This is a genomic window from Streptomyces sp. NPDC020489 (assembly GCF_044386545.1).
GTDB lineage: Bacteria > Actinomycetota > Actinomycetes > Streptomycetales > Streptomycetaceae > Streptomyces.
On the sequence record NZ_JBIRUZ010000002.1, the window covers coordinates 244653 to 263489 of the forward strand.

1 protein-coding gene is annotated in these 18837 nt (G+C 74.7%); it reads right to left on the reverse strand.

The window, feature by feature from the left end:
* Positions 1–13: 13 nt before the first annotated feature.
* Positions 14–18742: a non-ribosomal peptide synthase/polyketide synthase gene (locus ACH41F_RS05115; protein WP_391237667.1), complete on the reverse strand. Its 18729-nt coding sequence runs from the start codon at positions 18740–18742 to the stop codon at positions 14–16.
* Positions 18743–18837: the final 95 nt, after the last annotated feature.

Genomic DNA, 18837 nt, shown 5'->3' on the forward strand with positions numbered 1-18837 from the left:
GGTCTGCCGGTCCTCACCGTTCGTCGTGGTCGCTGTCGCCGCGTGCGGCGTCTTCGAGTTCGCTGAGCACCTGTTCCTCCACCAGGTCCGCCAGGGCGGCGACCGTGCGGTGGACCAGGACGTCGCGGGGCGTGAGCGTGACGCCGAAGGCGTCGTTGGCCCGTGAGGCGATGAGCAGGGCCCGCAGGGAGTCGCCGCCGAGGTCGAAGTAGTCGTCCTCCGCGCCGACCGGCGTGTGCAGGGCCTCCTCCCACAGGGCGGCCAGCACCTCCTCGGTGGGGGTGCGGGGAGCGATGTGTTCCGCCGCCCGTGGCGTGTCCAAGGCGGGCGCGGGCAGGGCGGCCCGGTCGGTCTTGCCGTTCTCGGTGAGCGGGAAGCTCTCCAGGACCACGTACGCCGAGGGCACCATGGGCCCGGGCAGGGTGGCGGCGGCGAGCTTGCGCAGTTCGGCGGCGGACGGCGTCTCGGCGCCGGGTGCGCGCAGCAGGTGCGCGACCAGGCGCGGCAGGCCCGGTTCGTCCTCCCGGACGCTCACCACGGCGTCGAGGACGGCCGGGTGACGCGCGAGCGTGGCCTCCACCTCGCCCGCCTCGATGCGGTGGCCGCGCAGCTTGAGCTGGTGGTCGGTGCGGCCCAGGTAGTGCAGTTCGCCGCGGGCGTCGCGTCGTACGAGGTCGCCGGTGCGGTACATGCGGGTGCCGGGCGGCCCGAACGGGTCGGCGGTGAACCGGGTCGCGGTGAGCCCGGGCCGGCCCAGGTAGCCGCGGGCCAGCGCCGGTCCGCTCAGCCACAGCTCGCCCGGCACCCCGTCGGGGACGGGCCGCAGCCGGGCGTCCAGCACGTAGGCGCCGGTGGCGGGCAGCGGGCGGCCGATGGGCGGGGCGGTGCCGTCCGCCTCCAGCGGATCGGACCAGGTGGCGACGACGGTGGCCTCGGTCGGTCCGTAGGAGTTGACCAGGCGGTGGTGCGGGGCCCAGCGGGCGACCAGGTCGGGGCCGCACGCGTCGGCGCCGACGGTCAGGGTCTTCAGGTCGGGCAGGGTGCCGGGGGCGTCCTGCGGCAGGGTGGCGAGCGCGGCCGGGGGCAGCAGGGTGTGGGTGATGCGCTCCTCGCGCAGCACGTCGGCGAGTTCGGCGCCGAGCAGCGGGCCGGGCCGGGGTACGACGAGGCGGGCGCCGTGCGGCAGGGACATGCACAGCTCCAGGACCGAGGCGTCGAAGCTGGGTGTGGCGAAGGCCAGCACCCGGTCGCCCGGCGCGACCTGGTAGTGGGCGGCCTCGGCGGCGGCGAAGCCCGCCAGGCCCCGGTGGGTGACCACCACGCCCTTGGGGGTGCCGGTGGAGCCGGAGGTGTAGATGACGTAGGCCGGGTCGTCCAGGTCCAGCGGGCGGGTGCGGTCGGCGTCGGTGGGCCGGTGGTCCGCCGTGCCGTCCGGTGGCGCCGCGAGCAGGGCGGCCACCTCGGCGGCGTCGAGGGTGACGGCGGGCGCCGCGTCCCGCAGCATGAACGCGACCCGCTCGGCCGGGTAGTCGGGGTCGACCGGCAGGAATGCGGCGCCGGTCTTGGCCACCGCCAGCTGGGCCAGGACCATGTCCGCCGAGCGCGGCAGGACCAGCGCGACCAGGGTGCCGGGGCCCGCGCCGCGCGCGACGAGCCGGTGTGCCAGGCGGTTGGCCCGCGCCTCCGTCTCGGCGAAGGTCAGCGACAGGCCGGGCGCGCTCAGCGCCGGGGCGGTCGGCCGGCGGTCCACCGCCGCCTCGATCAGGGCGGGCAGGGTCGCCGGGGGCACCGGGGCGAGCTGCGGGCGCGCGGGGCCGCGCAGCAGCCGTGCCCGTTCCTCGGGCGGCAGGATGTCGAGCGCGTCCAGGCGGTCGGCGTCCTGGGCGGCCGCCAGTTCGCCCAGGGTGTGCAGGAGCTGACCGGCCAGGGACCGCGCGGTGGACGCGTCGAAGCAGCGCGGGTCGTAGCCGAGTTCGACGCCGAGCCGTTCACCCGGCGAGATGACCACGGTGAGCGGGTAGTTGGTGGCCTCGCGGGCGTCGAGGTCGCGTACGTGGACGCCGTGGGCGCCGGCCGTGGCGTCCCCGACCGGGTAGTTCTCGAAGACGAGCAGGCTGTCGAACATCGGTGTGCCGGCGTCCAGCGCGCTCCATGCCTGCAGGTCGGTCAGCGGCACGTGGTCGAAGCGGCGGTCCTCGGCCCGGGCGGTCTGCGTCTCCCGCAGCCAGGCGTCGAAGGACGCGCCGCCGTCCACGGTGACCCGTGCGGGCAGGGTGGTGATGAACAGGCCCGTGATGGTGTCGGCGCCGGGCAGGTCGGCGGGCCGCCCGGAGACGGTGGTGCCGAAGCACACCTCCCGCTCGCCGCTCCAGCGCGACAGCAGCAGCGCCCAGGCGCCCTGCGCCACGGTGTTGAGGGTCAGACGGTTGCGGCGGGCGAAGTCCTCCAGCCGCTTGGTCTCCTCCGTTCCCAGCCACTGCGACAGCCAGGTGTCGGAGCGGGCTGCGGAGCCGTGGGCCGGCCTGCGGTCGTAGGGCAGCGGTGTGGGGGCGGTGAGGTCCGCGAGGACGCTCCTCCAGTGCTCCTCGGCCGGCGCGGTGTCCCGGGCGGCGAGCCAGGCGGCGTAGTCGGCGAAGGGGCGGCGGTCCGGCAGCCGGGGTTCCTCGCCGCGGGCGAGCGCCTCGTGGGCGGCCATGACGTCCGCCAGGACGTGGAAGACGCTCCAGCCGTCCAGCAGCACGTGGTGGAAGGTCCACAGGACCCGTACCTGGTCCGGGCCGAGCCGGATCAGGGCCAGGCGCAGCAGCGGGGCGCGGTCCAGTGCCATGCCGCGGGCCTTGTCCTCGGCCAGGAGCCGTTCCAGTGCCGTGTCGCGTTCGGCCGGGGTCAGGGCGCTCCAGTCGTGCTCGGTGACAGGCAGCACGGCGCCGCGGTGAACGGCCTGGAGCGGGACGGGGACGCCGTGCAGCGCGACCGTGGTGCGCAGGACGGGGGTGCGGTCGACCACGTGCTGGAAGGCGGCGGCGAGCGGGCCGGGGTCGCGCACCCCGTCCACGACGAACGTGATCTGCTCGACGTACATGCCCTGGCCGGGTTCGTCCAGCCCGTGCACGACCATGCCGGCCTGGGTCGGGGTGAGCGGGTAGAGGTCCACGATGTCGCGGCCGGTGCCCACCAGCCGGTCCACGGCCGTCTGGTCCAGCGGCGCCAGCGGGAAGTCCGACGGGGTACGGCCGCCCGCGCCGGGCTCGGCACAGTGCCGCACGATGGTCCGCAGTTCCCCGGCCATGCCCGCGGCCAGCTGGGCCACCGTCTCCCGCCGGTGCACCTGGCGCGAGTACGACCAGGTGAACTCCAGCCGTCCGTCCACGACTCGGCCGAGGACGTCGAGGAGGTGGGGCCGGTCCGCCGCGCGGTCGATGCCGCCGGTCAGCCCCCCGTACGGCATGTGCAGCGGGCCGCCCTCGGTGGCGGTCCAGTCCTGCTGGCCCAGGTAGTTGAAGCCGACCTGCGGCAACCCCGGAAGGCCGAGCCGGTCGCGGTCGGGGTGCAGGTGGCGCAGGGCGCCGTAGCCCAGTCCGCCCCGGGGCACGGCCCGCAGGCTCTCCTTGACGGACTTCAGCGCCGCCCCGGTGCCGGTGTCTCCGGGGAGGTCGAGCGCGAGGGGGAACATGGTGGTGAACCAGCCGACGGTCCGCGACAGGTCGATGTCGTCGAACAGGTCCTCCCTGCCGTGGCCCTCCAGCGCCACCGTGACCCGGTCCCGCCCGGTCCAGCGGGTCAGGACGCGGCCCAGGGCGCACAGCAGGACGTCGTTGACGCGGGTGCGGTAGACGTCCGGCACGTCCTGGAGCAGCCGTCGGGTCTCGTCGCTGTCCAGGCTCACCGTCACCGTCTCCTCGTCGGCGGCGGTGTTGGCTCCGGGCAGGTCGGTCGGCAGCGGTGCCGGGTCGGCGGACAGGGCCTGCCAGTGGGCGAGTTCGTCGTCGAAGCCGCCGGACGCGGTGTGAGCGCTCAGGCGTCGCGACCATGCCCGGAAGGAGGTGGTCTTCGGCCCGAGGTCCGCCGGCTCGCCGGCGCGCAGCGCCCGGTAGGCGGTCTCGAGGTCCTCCAGGATGATCCGCCAGGACACGGCGTCCACGACCAGGTGGTGGGCGGCCAGCAGCAGCACGGGCCGCCGTGCGTCGCCCGTCCTGCACAGCGCGGCCCTGAGCAGGGGGCCGTGGGCCAGGTCGAACCCGGCGCACAGGCGGTCGGCCAGGTCGCTCACCGAGGTGTCCGTGTCCTCGCCAAGGTCGTGCACCTCCAGCGGCAGCGCCTCGCCGGGGGCGGTGCCGTGCTGCCGCCACCGCCCGTCGTCGCTCTGCTCGAACCGCAGGTGCAGCGCGTCGTGCTGCTCCAGTACGCGGGCCAGGGCGGCCCGCAGCAGGGCCTCGTCGGTGTCGGCGGCCAGGTGGAAGGAGACCGCCTGGGTCAGCCGCGCGGGGTCGCCGGTGAGCGTGTCGAACAGCCAGTGCTGGACGGGGGTGAGCGGTACCTCTCCCACGACCGGGCCCTGTTCCCCCACGGCCGGCCGGTCCGTCGCCTTTTGGGCGACCAGGGCGAGTTCGGCGATGGTCTGGTGCTGGAACAGGTGCCGGGGGGTCAGGGCGAGGCCGGCCCTGCGGGCGGCGGAGACGATCTGGATGCCGAGGATGGAGTCGCCGCCGAGTGCGAAGTAGTTGTCCCGCGCGCCCACGTCGGGCACGCCCAGCACCTCCGACCAGATCGCGGCGAGCGCCCGCTCGGCCTCGGTGCGCGGCGGGCGGTCACCGGACCCGCCCGGAGCCGACCACACGGGGTCGGGCAGCGCGCGCCGGTCCAGCTTGCCGGTGGCCCCCAGCGGCAGCCGCTCCAGCGGAAGGACGAGCGCGGGCACCAGGTGGTCGGGGAGGGTACGCGCGAGGAAGTCCCGCAGTCCGGCGGAGTCGGGCAGCTCGCCGCCGTCGGGTACGGCGTACGCCACCAGCCGTTTGTGGCCGTCGTGTTCGACGACGCGGGCGGCGGCCGCGGACACCTGGGGATGCCGGGTCAGCGCGGCCTCGACCTCGCCGAGTTCGATGCGGAAGCCGCGGACCTTCACCTGGTCGTCCGAGCGGCCGAGGTACACCAGGTCGCCGTCGGCGGTCCACCGTACGACGTCTCCGGTGCGGTACATGCGGCTGCCGGGCGGTCCGAACGGGTCGGCGGGGAAGCGGGACGCGGTCAGTCCCGGCCGGTTCAGGTAGCCGCGGGCCACGCCGGTTCCGGCCAGGTACAGCTCGCCGGGCGCACCCGCGGGGACCGGGCGCAGCCGGGCGTCCAGGACGTAGGCGCGGGCTCCGCCGACGGGCCTGCCGATGGGCGGGACACGGTCGGGGTCGGCCGGGTCGCAGGTGAAGGCGGTGGCGTAGACGGTGGCCTCGGTGGGGCCGTAGATGTTCATCACCCGGCAGCCGGGGACCGCCGCGCGCACCTGGCTCACGGTCCGCACGGGCAGCGCCTCACCGGCGAGGACGACGGTGTCGGCGGTGACGCGGACGGTGTCCTCCGCCAGCAGCCGGCCCAGCGCGGAGGGCACCGCGCTGAGCAGTCCCGCCCGCCACGGCTCCTCGCGTTCGGCGAGGGCCAGCAGGTCGTGGACGATCTGGACACGGCCGCCGGCCAGCAGCGGGGAGAAGATCTCGAACACCGACACGTCGAAGTTGAGCGAGGTGGAGGCCACGACGTGGTCCAGGCCCCGCCCGCCGAACTCGGCCGCGGCCCAGTCGGTCAGCGCCAGCACCGACGCCTGGGCGACGACGACTCCCTTGGGCCGGCCGGTCGAACCGGAGGTGTGGATGACGTAGGCGGGGTGGTCGGGCAGCAGCCTTGCGTGCCGCTCCTCGTCGGTGATGTCGTCGCCGGGCAGCGCGGCCAGGCGTGCGGCGCAGGCGGGGTCGTCGAGGGCGATCCGGGTGAACGGGCCGTCCGGCAGCCGGCTGGACGTCTGCGCGCTCGTGACGACGGCTTCGGGCCGCACGTCGTCGAAGAGGAAGGCGACGCGCTCGGCCGGATAGCCCGGGTCGACGGGAAGGTAGGCGGCGCCGCTCTTGAGGACCGCCAGCAGGGCCACGATCAGGTCCGGGGTGCGCGGCAGGGCGAGGGCGACGAACCGTTCGGGGCCGGCTCCGGCCTCGATGAGCAGCCGGGCCAGCCGGTTGGCGCGCTCGTCGAGCTGCCGGTAGGTGAGCTGTTCCGTGTCGCCGAGCACGGCGACGGCGTCCGGGACGCGCGCGGCCTGCGCGCGGAACGCCTCGGGCAGGGTCTGCAGCGGTGCCTCGGCCACCGGGCCGCCGAATCGTTCCAGCAGACGGCGGCTCTGTTCGCCGGACATCAGGGGCAGGTCGGCCAGGTCGCGCTCGGGGTCGGTGGCCATCTCCGTCAGCAGCGTGCGCAGGCTCGCGCCGAGGCCGTCGACGGTGGTGGCGTCGAAGGCGGCGGGATCGTAGTCGAGGGTGACCGTCAGGGTGTCGCCGGGCGCGACCACCACGCTGAGCGGGTAGTTGGTCGGCTCCACATCGCGTTCCTGCTCCATGGCCAGGCCGTGCCGGGCCAGGGCGTCCGCGTCGAACGGGTAGTTCTCGAAGACCACGATGCTGTCGAACAGGGGGGTGCCGCCCGGTACCTCGCTCCACGTCTGGAGCTGGGCGAGCGAGACGAAGTCGTGGCGCCGGGACTCCGACTGGGCGGCCTGGAGGTCACCCAGCCAGTCCAGCAGCCGGCGCCGCCCGTCGATCCGCGCCCGGGTGGGCAGGGTGTTGATGAACACGCCCACCATCGACGTCACGCCCGGCAGGTCGGCCGGACGCCCCGAGACGGTGGTGCCGAACACCACGTCGTCCCCGCCGCCGTAACGGGACAGCAGCAGTGCCCAGGCGCCCTGGAGCACGGTGTTGACGGTCAGGCCGGCCTCCTGCGCGGTCCGGCGCAGCCTCGCGGACACCTCCGCGTCGAGCGTCACCCGCACCGACCCCGAGGAGGAGCTGCGGTGCGCCTCCGCCGGCCGCCGGTCGCGCGGCAGTTCGGTGGCGACGGGGAAACCGGCCAGGGCCTCGCGCCAGTACGCCTCCGCCCGCTCGGTGTCCTGCCGGGCCAGCCAGGCGAGGTAGTTGCTGAAGCGGGCACGGTCGGGCACGTGGGGTCGGCGCCCGGTGGTGAGCGCCGCGTACCGCTCGCACACCTCGTCGAAGACCTGGGCCGCGCTCCACCCGTCGAGCAGCAGATGGTGGAACGTCCACAGCATCCGCACCCGTTCGGGCGAGAGCCGGATCAGGGCCAGGCGCATCAGTGGAGCCGTCCCGAGCTCGATGCCGGCCTGCCGGTCCTCCTCGACCAGCCGGGCGAGTTCCGCCTCGCACCGCTCGTCGGACCACCCGGACCAGTCGTGCTGGGTCACCGGCACGGCCGCCCGCCGCTGCACGGCCTGGAGCGGTTCGGCGGTCTCCTGCCACACCGGGCGGGTGCGCAGCATCGCGTTGGCGTCCACGGTCTCCTGCCACGCCTCGGCCAGGGCGTGCGGATCACCGACGCCCGACAGCACCAGTTGGACCTGGTTGACGTAGGTGCGGCTGTCGGGGTCCATGAGACTGTGGAACAGCATGCCCGCCTGCATCGGCGTCAGCGGGTACAGGTCCTCGACGCCGCGGCCGTCGCCGACCACCCGGTCCACGGCCGCCTGGTCGATGCGGACCAGCGGGAAGTCCGACGGTGTACGGCCGCCCGCCCCGGGGTCGGCGCAGTGCGCGACGACCTCCTCCAGCGCCCGCAGCATGCCGGCCGCGAGGTGGCTGACGGTCTCCTCCCGGTGCAGGTGCCGGCTGTAGTGCCAGGTGACCTCCAGCTCGCCGTCCTCGACGCGGGCCACCACGTCCAGCAGGTGCGGGCGCACCGACTCGGGCGCCTCGGCGCCGTCCAGCCCGCCCGGTACGGAACGCACCAGCGTGCCGCCCCCGGCGGACCAGTCGAACCGGCCCAGGTAGTTGAAGCTGACTGCTGGCATCGGCGCGTGGGCCAGCCGCTCGTCGCGCGCGAGCCGGCGCAGGGCGCCGTGTCCCAGGCCCCGCCCGGGCACGGAACGCAGCTGCTCCTTCACGGACTTCAGGGCCGCTCCCCAGTCGCCGTCCGGGATGTCGAGGGCGACAGGGAAGAGGGTGGTGAACCAGCCGACGGTACGGGAGAGGTCGACGTCGTCGAAGAGCTGGTCCTCGCGGCCGTGCCCCTCCAGGCCGACGGCGACGGCACGCCGTCCGGTCCATCCGGACAGCACCCGGCCGAGAGCGGCCAGCAGGACGTCGTCGACGCGCGTGCGGTAGACGCCGGGCACCTTCCGCAGCAGGTCGTCGGTGTGCCGCCGGTCCAGGCGTACGGTCACCGCGTCCACGTCGGCCATGGTGTTGCCGCCGTCGCCGTCCACCGGCAGCGGTGCGGCGCAGTGCCGGGCCACCTCATCCCAGTAGTCGCGCTGCGCGGCGAAACCGCCGGCCTCGGTGTGGGCGTGCAGGCGCCGCGCCCACTCCTGGACGGAGGTCGTCCGGTCCGGCAGGCGCACCGGCTCCCCGGCACGGGCCTGCCCGTAGGCGGTCTCCAGGTCCTCCAGCAGGATGCGCCAGGACACGCCGTCGACGACCAGGTGGTGAACGACGAGGAGGAGCCGGGCGCCGGTCCCTTCGGTGTCGCCGGTGCCGGTTTCCGTTCCGGTGCTGGTTTCCGTTCCGGTTGCGGTGCCGACGCTGGTTCCGGTGCCGGTGCTGCTTCCGCTTCCGGTTCCTGTTCCTGTTCCTGTGAACAGGCGGGCCGTCAGCAGTGGTCCGCTCGGCAGTCGGAAGGCGGCGTGCGCCTCGGCCGTGACGCGGGCCTCGGTCTCCTCGGCCGCCGTCGCCGGCAGTCCGCTCAGGTCGCAGACCTCCAGCAGCTCGGGAGCCTCCTCGTTGGCTCCGGCGCACTCCTGGCGCCAGGTGCCGTCGGCGGACCGGGTGAAACGGCAGCGCAGGGCGCCATGGTGGGCGTAGACGGCCGCGAGGGCACGGCGCAGGGCGGCCGGGTCGACGTCGTCGGGTGTGTCCACGATGACGGACTGGTTGAAGAACTCCGGCCGCCGCGGTCCGGGATCGAGGAACCAGTGCTGGATCGGGGTGAGCGGGACCTCACCGCTGACCGGGCCCGTCCCCGCCACGGGTGCGGCGGTGCCCGAGGCCGCCGCGGCGGCCAGAGCGGCGACCGTCGGATGCCGGAACAGGTCCCTCGGGGTGAGCGCGATCCCGGCGGCGCGAGCGCGGGAGACGACCTGGATGCTGATGATCGAGTCGCCGCCCAGCATGAAGAAGTTGTCGTCGGCGCCCACCCGGTCCGTGCCGAGCAGCTCCGCCCAGATGCCGGCGAGGATCCGCTCGGCCTCGGTGCGCGGCGCGCGGTACTCGGCGTCGCCGGCCGCCGCCCAGTCGGGAGCGGGCAGCCGGCGCCGGTCCACCTTGCCGTTGGCGGTCAGGGGCAGCTCGGTCACCGTGACGAAGGCGGCGGGCACCATGTAGTCGGGCAACTCGGCGACGACGTGCGCGCGCAGCTCGCTGGCGGACGGCACGGTGGCCGAGGGCGCGGGCACGAGGTGGGCGGCAAGCCGTTTGCGTCCGGCGGGCTCGTACACCGAGACCACCGCCTCGGCGACGGCCGGGTGGGCGGTGAGGCGGGCCTCGATCTCGGTGGGCTCGACCCGGAACCCGCGGATCTTGACCTGGTCGTCGGCGCGTCCCACGAAGTGCAGTTCGCCGTCGGCGCTCCACCGCACGATGTCGCCGGTGCGGTACATCCGCCCGCCGGGCGGTCCGAACGGGTCGGCCAGGTAGCGCGCCGCGGTCGCGCCGGGACGTCCGGCGTAGCCACGGGCCAGTCCGGATCCCGCGATGTACAACTCCCCGGGAATGCCGGGCGGTTGCGGCTGCAGGACGTCGTCCAGGACGTACACGCGGGTGTTGTCGAGCGGGCGCCCGATGGGCAGCACCGGCGGGAGCGGGTCACCGGCGCGGAAGACGCGCCGGGTCGCGAAGGTGGTGGTCTCGGTGGGGCCGTAGCCGTCGACGACGGTGAGGCCGGGGCAGGCGTCGAGCACGCGGCCGACCACGGCGCCCGGAACGGCCTCGCCGCCGGTCCACACCTCGCGGGCGCCATTCAGGCAGGCGGGGTCCTCCTGGGCGAGCAGCCGGAACAGTCCCGCAGTCAGCCACAGGCAGCGCACGCCCCGCTCGGTGATCGCGTGACGGACGACGGCGGCGTCCACGTCGGCCGGCGGGGCCAGCACGGCCGTCCCGCCGCGCAGCAGCGGCACCCACACCTCGTAGGTGGCGGCGTCGAAGGCGTGCGGGGAGTGCACGAGGACCCGGTCGTGCCCGGTGAAGGCGCGGTCGAGGGCGAGCGCGGCGACGTCCCGCTGGCGTACCGCCACGCCCTTGGGAGTGCCGGTGGAACCGGAGGTGAACATCAGGTACTGGACGTTGTCGGGGTGGACCGGGCGGGCGGCCGGCACGTCCGCCACGAAGGCGCCGTCCGGGTCGGGCAGTTCACCCGCCAGGAGGTCCGCCGCGCGCAGCACGGTGCCGTCGGGCAGCGCCTCCTCCGCCGTCCGCTGCCACTCGGCGTCGGTCAGCAGCAGCCGCGCGCCCGCCTCGGCGAGCATCCTGCGCAGCCGCTCCCGCGGCGCCCTGCCGTCCAGCGGGACGTACACGCCCCCGGTGCGGACCAGCGCCAGCTGCACGACGACGAGATCGACCGAACGCCCCGTGAGCACGCCCACGGCGACCTCGGCCGTCACACCGAGCGCGGTCAGCCGGGCGGCCAACCGGGCGGCTCGGGCGTCGAGCTCCCGGTAGGTGAGCCGTTCCTCGTCCGCGTCCACGGCCACGGCGTCCGGTGTGCGGCGCACCTGTGCGGCGAACAGCTCCGCCACCGTGGTCTCGGGCGTGGTGGTGGCGGTGTCGTTCCACTCCTCGACCACCTGGCGGCGGCGGGCGTCCGTGAGCAACGGCAGCCGGGCGGGCGGGAGTTCGGGAGTGGCGGCCATGCCCGCCAGCAGAACGGTGAGGTGTTCGACCATCCGCTCGACGGTCCCGGCGTCGAACAACCGCGGGTCGTAGCCCAGCCGCAGTCCCAGTTCGGCACCCGGATAGGCCACGAGGCTCAGCGGGTAGTTGGTGGTCTCGATGCCGTCCAGTCCGGTCAGGCGCAGTCCGTGAGCGGCGGCCAGGTCGTCGTCGACCGGGTAGTTCTCGAAGACGACGATGCTGTCGAACAGCGGTGCCCGCTCCGGGAGTCGGGTGAAGTCCTTCATGCGGGTGAGCGGCACATGGTCGAAGCGGCGGTCCTCGCTCTGGTCCTTCTGGAGGTCGCGCAGCCAGTCGAGCAGCGCCCGGTCGTGCGGCACCGTGACCCGCGTGGGCAGGGTGGTGATGAACAGGCCGGTCATCGCGTCGGCTCCCGGCAGCTCGGGCGGCCGCCCGGAGACGGTCGTGCCGAACACCACGTCGGGCTTGCGGGCCTGCCGACTCAGCAGCAGCGCCCACGCGCCCTGCACCAGGGTGTTGAGGGTCAGCCCCGCCGTCCTGGCCAGCTCCTCCAGGGTGCGGGTGGTGGGCGCGTCCACGGTGCCGCGGACCGCCGCCATGGACTCGGCGCGGTGACTCTCGCGTGGCTCGCGGTCGTAGGGCAGCGCGGTCGCCTCGTCCAGGTCCGCGAGGCGGCACTGCCAGTGCCGGTCGGCCTCCGCCCCGTCACGGTCGCGCAGCCAGGCCACGTAGTCACGGAACGGGCGCCGGTCGGGCAGGGGCTCACTGCCGCCCGTGGCGTGCCCGGCGAAGACGTCGGACAGCACCTGGAACAGGCTCCAGCCGTCCAGCAGCAGGTGGTGGAAGGACCACACGACGCGTACGCCGCTGTCGGAGATCCTCGCGAGCACCAGCCGCTGGAGCGGGGCCCGGGTCAGGTCGATGCCCTGTTCACGGTCCCGGTCCAGCAGCTGCCGCAGCCGGGTCTCGCGCTCCCGCTCCGGCAGGTCGCGCCAGTCCAGGTGGGTCACGGGGACGCGGGCGTGCCGCTGCACCACCAGCAGCGGCTCGGGCACGTCCTGCCAGCAGACGCGTCCGCGCAGCACGGGCGTGTGATCCGTGACGCGCTGCCAGGCCGCCGCCAGCGCGGCCGGGTCGGCCACGCCGTCCAGCTCGAAGGTCAACTGCTGGAAGTAGACGCCCTCGTCGGCCTGGGAGAGCCCGTGGAAGAGCATGCCGGTCTGGGTGGGGGTGAGCGGGTGGACGTCCTCCACCGCACCCGGGTCGTCCCCCACGATCCGGTCCACGGTCGCCTGGTCGAGGCGGGTCAGGGGGAAGTCCGACGGGGTGCGTCCGCCGCTGCCGGGCCGGCCGGCGTGGCGCGCGATGCCGGCCAGAGCGTCGGCGAAGCGTGCGGCCAGATCGGCGACGGTGGTCCCGGTGTGCAGGTCCTCGGAGTAGAACCAGGTGAACTCCAGTGCGTCGCCGTCCAGTTGGCCCACGACCTCCAGAGGATGCGGACGTACCGCCGAGGGGTGGGCGTCCAGTTCCAGCGGGCGGAACGCACCCGCGTACAGGCCCCCGGTGTCGGGGAGGCCGAACCGGCCCAGGTAGTTGAAGCTGACCTGCGCCTGCGGCGCCCCGGACAGGGCCTGCGGGCGGGTCAGGTAGCGCAGGGCGTCGTGTCCGACCCCGTGCCGGGGTACCGCCCGCAGCTGCTCCTTGACCTGCTTGAGCACGACGTCCCAGTCGGCGTCGGGCGGGACGGCGAGGGCGACGGGATGGCGGGTGGTGAACCAGCCGACGGTACGGCTGGTGTCCACGTCGGCGAAGAGTTCCTCGCGGCCGTGTCCCTCGACGTCCACCAGCACCCGCTCCTGCCCGGTCCACGCGCACAGCACCCGGCCGAGCGCGCTCAGCAGCACGTCGTTGACCCGGGTGCGGTAGGTGTCCGGCAGGGTGCGCAGCAGGGCGGAGGTGTCCTCGGGGGTGAGGCGGACGGTCACCGAACGCGCCGAGGCGTAGGTGTTGGCGCCTTCCCCGTCTGCCGGGAGCGCCGCACCGGCGCCCGCGACGGCGTCGGTCCAGTACGCGACCTCGTCGTCGAAGCCGCCGTCGGCCGCGTGGGCGGACAGGCGCCGGGCCCAGTGCCGCAGCGGCGAGGTCTTGGCGGGCAACGCCGTCTGCCCGTGGCGGCCTTCCCGGCGGGCGCGGTAGGCGCGGTCGAGGTCCTCCAGGAGCACGCGCCAGGAGACGCCGTCCACGACGAGGTGGTGAACGGCGAGGTGCAGCACGCGGGGCAGGCCGGGGCCGCGGTCGTGCAGTACGGCACGCAGCAGCGGGCCGTGGCGCAGGTCGAAGGGGCCGTGGTGCGGTGTGTCGGTGTCGGGGCCGGCGTGGCGGCCCAGACGGAGGCGCGGTGCCCGGTCCTCGACGCGCCATGCGGTGCGGGGCGCTGCGTCGGGGCCGTCGCCGGTGTCCTCGCCGGTCTCTTCGGTGAGGAAGCGGGAGCGCAGGGCGTCGTGGTGGGAGACGAGGTCGTTGAGGGCGTCCTCCAGCGCCACCGGGTCCACCGTGTCGGGAAGCTGGACGGACAGGGTCTGGGCGAAGACGTCCGCGCGGTCGGCCGCACTGTCGAACAGCCAGCGCTGGATGGGCGTGAGCGGCGCGGGGCCGGTGGCGGGCACCGCGTCCGGGAGGGCGGGCCGCCGGTCGCCGGCCGCGTCGGCGCAGCGGGCGAGGGCGGCGATCGTCTGGTGATGGTAGACGTCCCGGGAGGTCACGGTGAGCCCCGCCTGGCGGGCCCGGGCCACCACCTGGATGCTGAGGATGGAGTCGCCGCCGAGCGTGAAGAAGTTGTCCTCCACCCCGACCCGGTCCACGCGCAGGATGTCCGCCCAGATCGCGGCGAGGGTGCGCTCCGTGGGCGTGCGCGGCTGCACGCGGTGCGTACCGCTCCGTGCGGGCCCCGGGTCCGGCAGACGGCTCCGGTCCAGCTTGCCGTTGGGGTTCAGGGGCAGGTCGGCCAGGACCAGGACGGCCGCCGGCACCATGTAGTCGGGCAGGGTGCGGCCGAGGGTGCGGCGCACCCCCTCCGGATCCAGGTGCGCGTCCGGCGCGGGAACGACGTAGCCGACCAGACGACGACGGCCGTCGTCCTCCCGGACGGTGGCCGCCGCCTCCGCCACACCGTCGACACCGCGCAGCGCCTCCTCCACCTCGCCCAGTTCGATGCGGAAGCCGCGCACCTTGACCTGCTGGTCGGTACGGCCCAGGTACTGCAACTCACCGTCGGTGGTCCACCGCACCAGGTCTCCGGTGCGGTACATGCGGTCCCCCGGCACGCCGAAGGGATCGGCCACGAACCGGGAGGCGGTCAGCCCCGGGCGTCCCAGGTAGCCGCGCGCCAGCCCCCCGCCGCCCAGGTAGAGCTCTCCCGTCACACCGGGCGGCTGGGGGCGCAGCAGGCGGTCCAGGACGTAGGCCCGGGTCGTGGCGACGGGCCTGCCGATCGGCGGGGCCTGGTCCGGTACCGCCGGGCCGGCGAACCACGCGGTGGCGTAGACCGTGGCCTCGGTAGGGCCGTAGATGTTCGCGATCTCACAGTCCGGCATGGCCCGCCGCAGGTCCTGCACGGTCTGCGCGGGAAGCGCCTCACCGGCCAGGACGACGGTGTCCGCCGCCACGGCCGCCCCGCTCTCGGTGAGCATGCGGGAGATCACCGACGGCACGCCGCTGACCAGTCCGGCGCGCCGGGGTTCGGTGGAGTCGGCGAGGGCCGGGAGGTCGGCGACCACCTCGACGCCGCCGCCCACGAGCAGCGGGCAGAGCATCTCGAAGACCGACACGTCGAAGTTCAGCGAGGTGGAGGCCACCACGTGGGCCAGCCGCCGGGGGCCGAAGCGCTCCCCCGCCCATGCCGCGAGGGCCGCGACACTGCGGTGGGTGACCACGACACCCTTGGGGCGTCCCGTCGAGCCCGAGGTGTAGATGACGTACGCGGGATGCTCGGGGTCGAGGGGCCGCGCCCGGTCGGCGTCGGTGAGGTCGCCGTCGGCGGCGTCCTGGGCGAGGCAGTCCTCCAGGAGCAGCGCGGCGCGGTCCTCGGGCAGCGCGCCGGCGGTCTCGCGGGTGGCCAGGACGAGAGCGGGAGCGGCGTCGTCGAGCATGAAGCGGATGCGCTCGACGGGGTAGGCGGGGTCCACCGGCAGGTAGCCCGCGCCTGACTTGAGTACGGCCCACAGCACCGGCAGCAGGTCCGCCGTCCGCGGCAGACACAGCGCCACCAGCGTCTCGGGCCCGGCCCCGCGGGCGGCCAGCACGCGGGCGAGCCGGTTGGCGCGCCGGTTGACCTCGGCGTAGTCCAGGCGCTCGGCGCCGCACACCACGGCGGTGTTCTCGGGTGTCCGTGCCACCTGCGCCTCGAAGAGCGCCGGCAGGGTGCTGCCCGGCGCGCGGCGGGTGTCGGCGGCCCGCGGGTTCCACACCTCCAGCATGGTGCGCCGTTCGTCCTCCGACAGCAGGGCCAGCTCGCCCACCGTGCGGTGCGATCCGTCCGCGATGCCCTCCAGCAGCCGCAGCAGGTGGCGGCTCATCCGGGCGACCGTCTCCGCGTCGAACAGGCCGGTGCTGTATTCGGCGGTGAGCTCGCAGCTGCCGTCGGCACGCGGCGTGAACTCCAGCACCAGGTCGAAGCGGGCGGCCGGGCGGGGCAGCGGATGCTGTTCGATCCGCACCCCGCCGGCGGGCGGCGGGTCGCTCAGGGCGGTCTGCTGCACCACGAGCACCTGCACCAGCGGGGTCCGGCTGGGATCCCGGGGCGGGGCGAGTTCCTCCACCACCCGGTCGAAGGGCACCGCGTCGTGGGCGAAGGCGTCCAGCACCGTCGCCCGCATGCTCTCCACGAACCGGTCGAGGGTCGCGGCGTCGTCCACTTCGCTGCGCAGTACGACGGTGTTGGCGAAGAACCCGGCCACGTCCTCCAGTTCGCGGCGCTCCCGCCCCGTGGTGACGGTGCCGAAGGCGACGTCCCGCTGGCCGGAGAACCGGGAGAACAGCACCGCCGCCGCCCCGGCGAACAGCGTGAAGACGGTCGTACCGCGCTCCCCCGCCAGGTGCCGCAGCCGCGCGACCAGCTCCGTCGGAAGGTGCCGGCGGTGCGCGGCGCCGACCGTGGTGCGCACGGCGGGCCGGGGCCGGTCGGTGGGCAGCTCCAGTTGCGGCATGTCCGCCAGGTGCCGCTTCCAGTAGACGAGGTCCTCCGCTTCCCTGTCGGCGGAGCCCTGTCGCCGCTCCCACACCGCGAAGTCCGGATACTGCACGCCGAGTGCGGGCAGCCCGTCCGCCGTGCCGGTCACCTCGGCCCGGTACAGCGCTGCCAGATCACGGGTCAGGATGCCCACGGACCAGCCGTCGGTGACGATGTGATGCTGGGCCAGCAGCAGGAGGTGGTCGTCGGCACCGCGGCGGACGAGCAGCGCCCTGGTGAGCGGGCCGGCCGCCAGATCGAAGGGGTGCTCCAGCTCCTCGGTGAGCAGCCGTTCGGCCTCCTCGTCGCGCCGGGCGGCGGGCAGGTGCGTCACGTCGGCGGTGCGCAGCGGCAGGTCGGCGTGCGGGTGAACGTGTTGTACGCCGTGTCCGTCCTGGGTGGCGAAGGTGGTGCGCAGCGCGTCGTGACGGGCTGCCAGCTTGTCGAGGGCGCGGGCCAGCGCCGCGGTGTCCACGTCGCCGCGCAGCCGCAGCGCCGCGCCGGTGTTGTACTCGGTGCTGCCCGGGGCGAGGTCGTTCAGGAACCACAGGCGCCGCTGGGCGCTGGAGAGCGGGAGCGGCCGGTCGCGCGGGACGGCCGGGATCGGGTCCTCGGCCACCGCGTCGAAGGGGGCGCTGAGCAGCCGGGCCAGGGCGGCGACCGTACGCGCGGTGAACACGTCCCGGATGGACAGGCGGGCGCCGAGTTCCTCGCGGATGCGGGCCAGGGCGCGGGCGGCGAGGATCGAGTCCCCACCCAGATCGAAGAAGTCGTCCTCGACGCCGACGGCATCCGCCCCCAGGACGTCCGCCCAGACCTCGGCGAGCACACGTTCCCGCTCGGTGCGCGGCGCCACATGCCTGCGGCCGGCCGCGCGGACGGGCGCGGGCAGGGCACCCAGGTCGATCTTGTGCTGCGGGGTGAGCGGCAGGGCATCGAGGACGACCACGACGGACGGCACCATGTGCGGCGGCAGGACAGCGGCGACCCTCTCTCTCAACTCATCGGAGTCGAGAGGCTGTTCGGGATCGGCGGGGGTGACGTAACCGACGAGCCGACGCCGCCCGGGTTCGTCCTCGCGCACCACGGCGACCGCGTCGCGCACACCGGTGAAGCGCCGCAGCGCGGCCTCGATCTCGCCGGGCTCGATACGGTAGCCGCGCAGTTTCACCTGGCGGTCGAGCCGGCCCAGGTACTCCAGTTCGCCGCGCGCGTTCCAGCGGGCCCGGTCGCCGGTGCGGTAGAGCCGGGCACCGGGCGGACCGAAGGGGCTGGCGACGAACCGTCCGGCGGTGAGGCCGGGCCGGTGGAGGTAGCCGCGGGCCACTCCCGCGCCGCCGACGAACAGTTCACCGTCGGCTCCGGGCGGCACCGGCCGCAGGGCCGCGTCCAGTACGTGCACCTCGGTGCCGGCAAGGGGGGTGCCGATGCCCGGGGTCCCGCTGCCCGCCGCCAGTGGCCCGGTCCAGGACGCCACGATGGTCGTCTCGGTGGGCCCGTACGAGTTGATCATCCGGCGGCCGGGCGCCCAGCGGTCCACGAGTTCCGCCGGGCAGGCCTCCGCTCCCACGATCAGCGTGCGCAGGCGGCCCGCGTCGATCCGCGCCGGGTCGGGCAGGGTGGCGAGGGCGGCCGGCGGGATCAGCGCGTGGGTGATGCGGTGCTCGTTGACCACGGAGGCGAGTTCGTCGCCCAGCCAGGGGCCGTCCGGCGGGACGACGAGGGTGGCGCCGGACAGCACGGAGATGAACAGTTCCAGCACGGAAGCGTCGAAGCTGGGCGAGGAGAACTGCAGCACCCGGTCGCCCGGGCCCACGGCGTACTGCTCGGCCGCGCCCGCGGTGAAGGCGGAGATGCCCCGGTGGGTGACGGTCACGCCCTTGGGCGTTCCGGTCGAGCCCGAGGTGTAGATGACGTAGGCGGCATGGTCGGCGTCCACCCGCGGGCACGGTCTCGGGGCGTCGTCGGCGGCCTCCATGACGGCGCGTACGCCGGCCGGGTCGTCGAGGACGACGGCCGGTGCCGCGTCCCGCAGCATCAACGCGCGCCGTTCCTCCGGGTACTGCGGGTCCACGGGCAGGAACGCGGCACCCGCCCGGGCCACGGCCAGCTCGGCGGCGATCAGCTCGAGGGAGCGCGGCAGGACCAGTGCGACCGTCCGCTCCGGCCCGGCCCCGCGCCGGACGAGATCGGCGGCCAGGCGCCCGGTCCGTTCGGCCAACTCCCGGTAGGACCACGTCCGTCGGCCGTCGGTCACCGCCGGGGCGTGCGGCGTACGGCTCACCCACGCCTCGAACAGTTCACCGAGCGGCCGGGGCGGCACCGCCGTGCCGCCGGCTGCGGTGACGTCGTGTACCCGGGTGGAGGGGGACGTCGAGTCGGGCGAGTTGTGCAGGTCCGTCATGGGGAGTCCTCGGAAAGCGGTGACGATGCGGGGACGCGCGGGCGCGGGGAGCCGCCCGGGCGCACCGGAACCCCCCGCGCTGGCTGCTCTTCGAG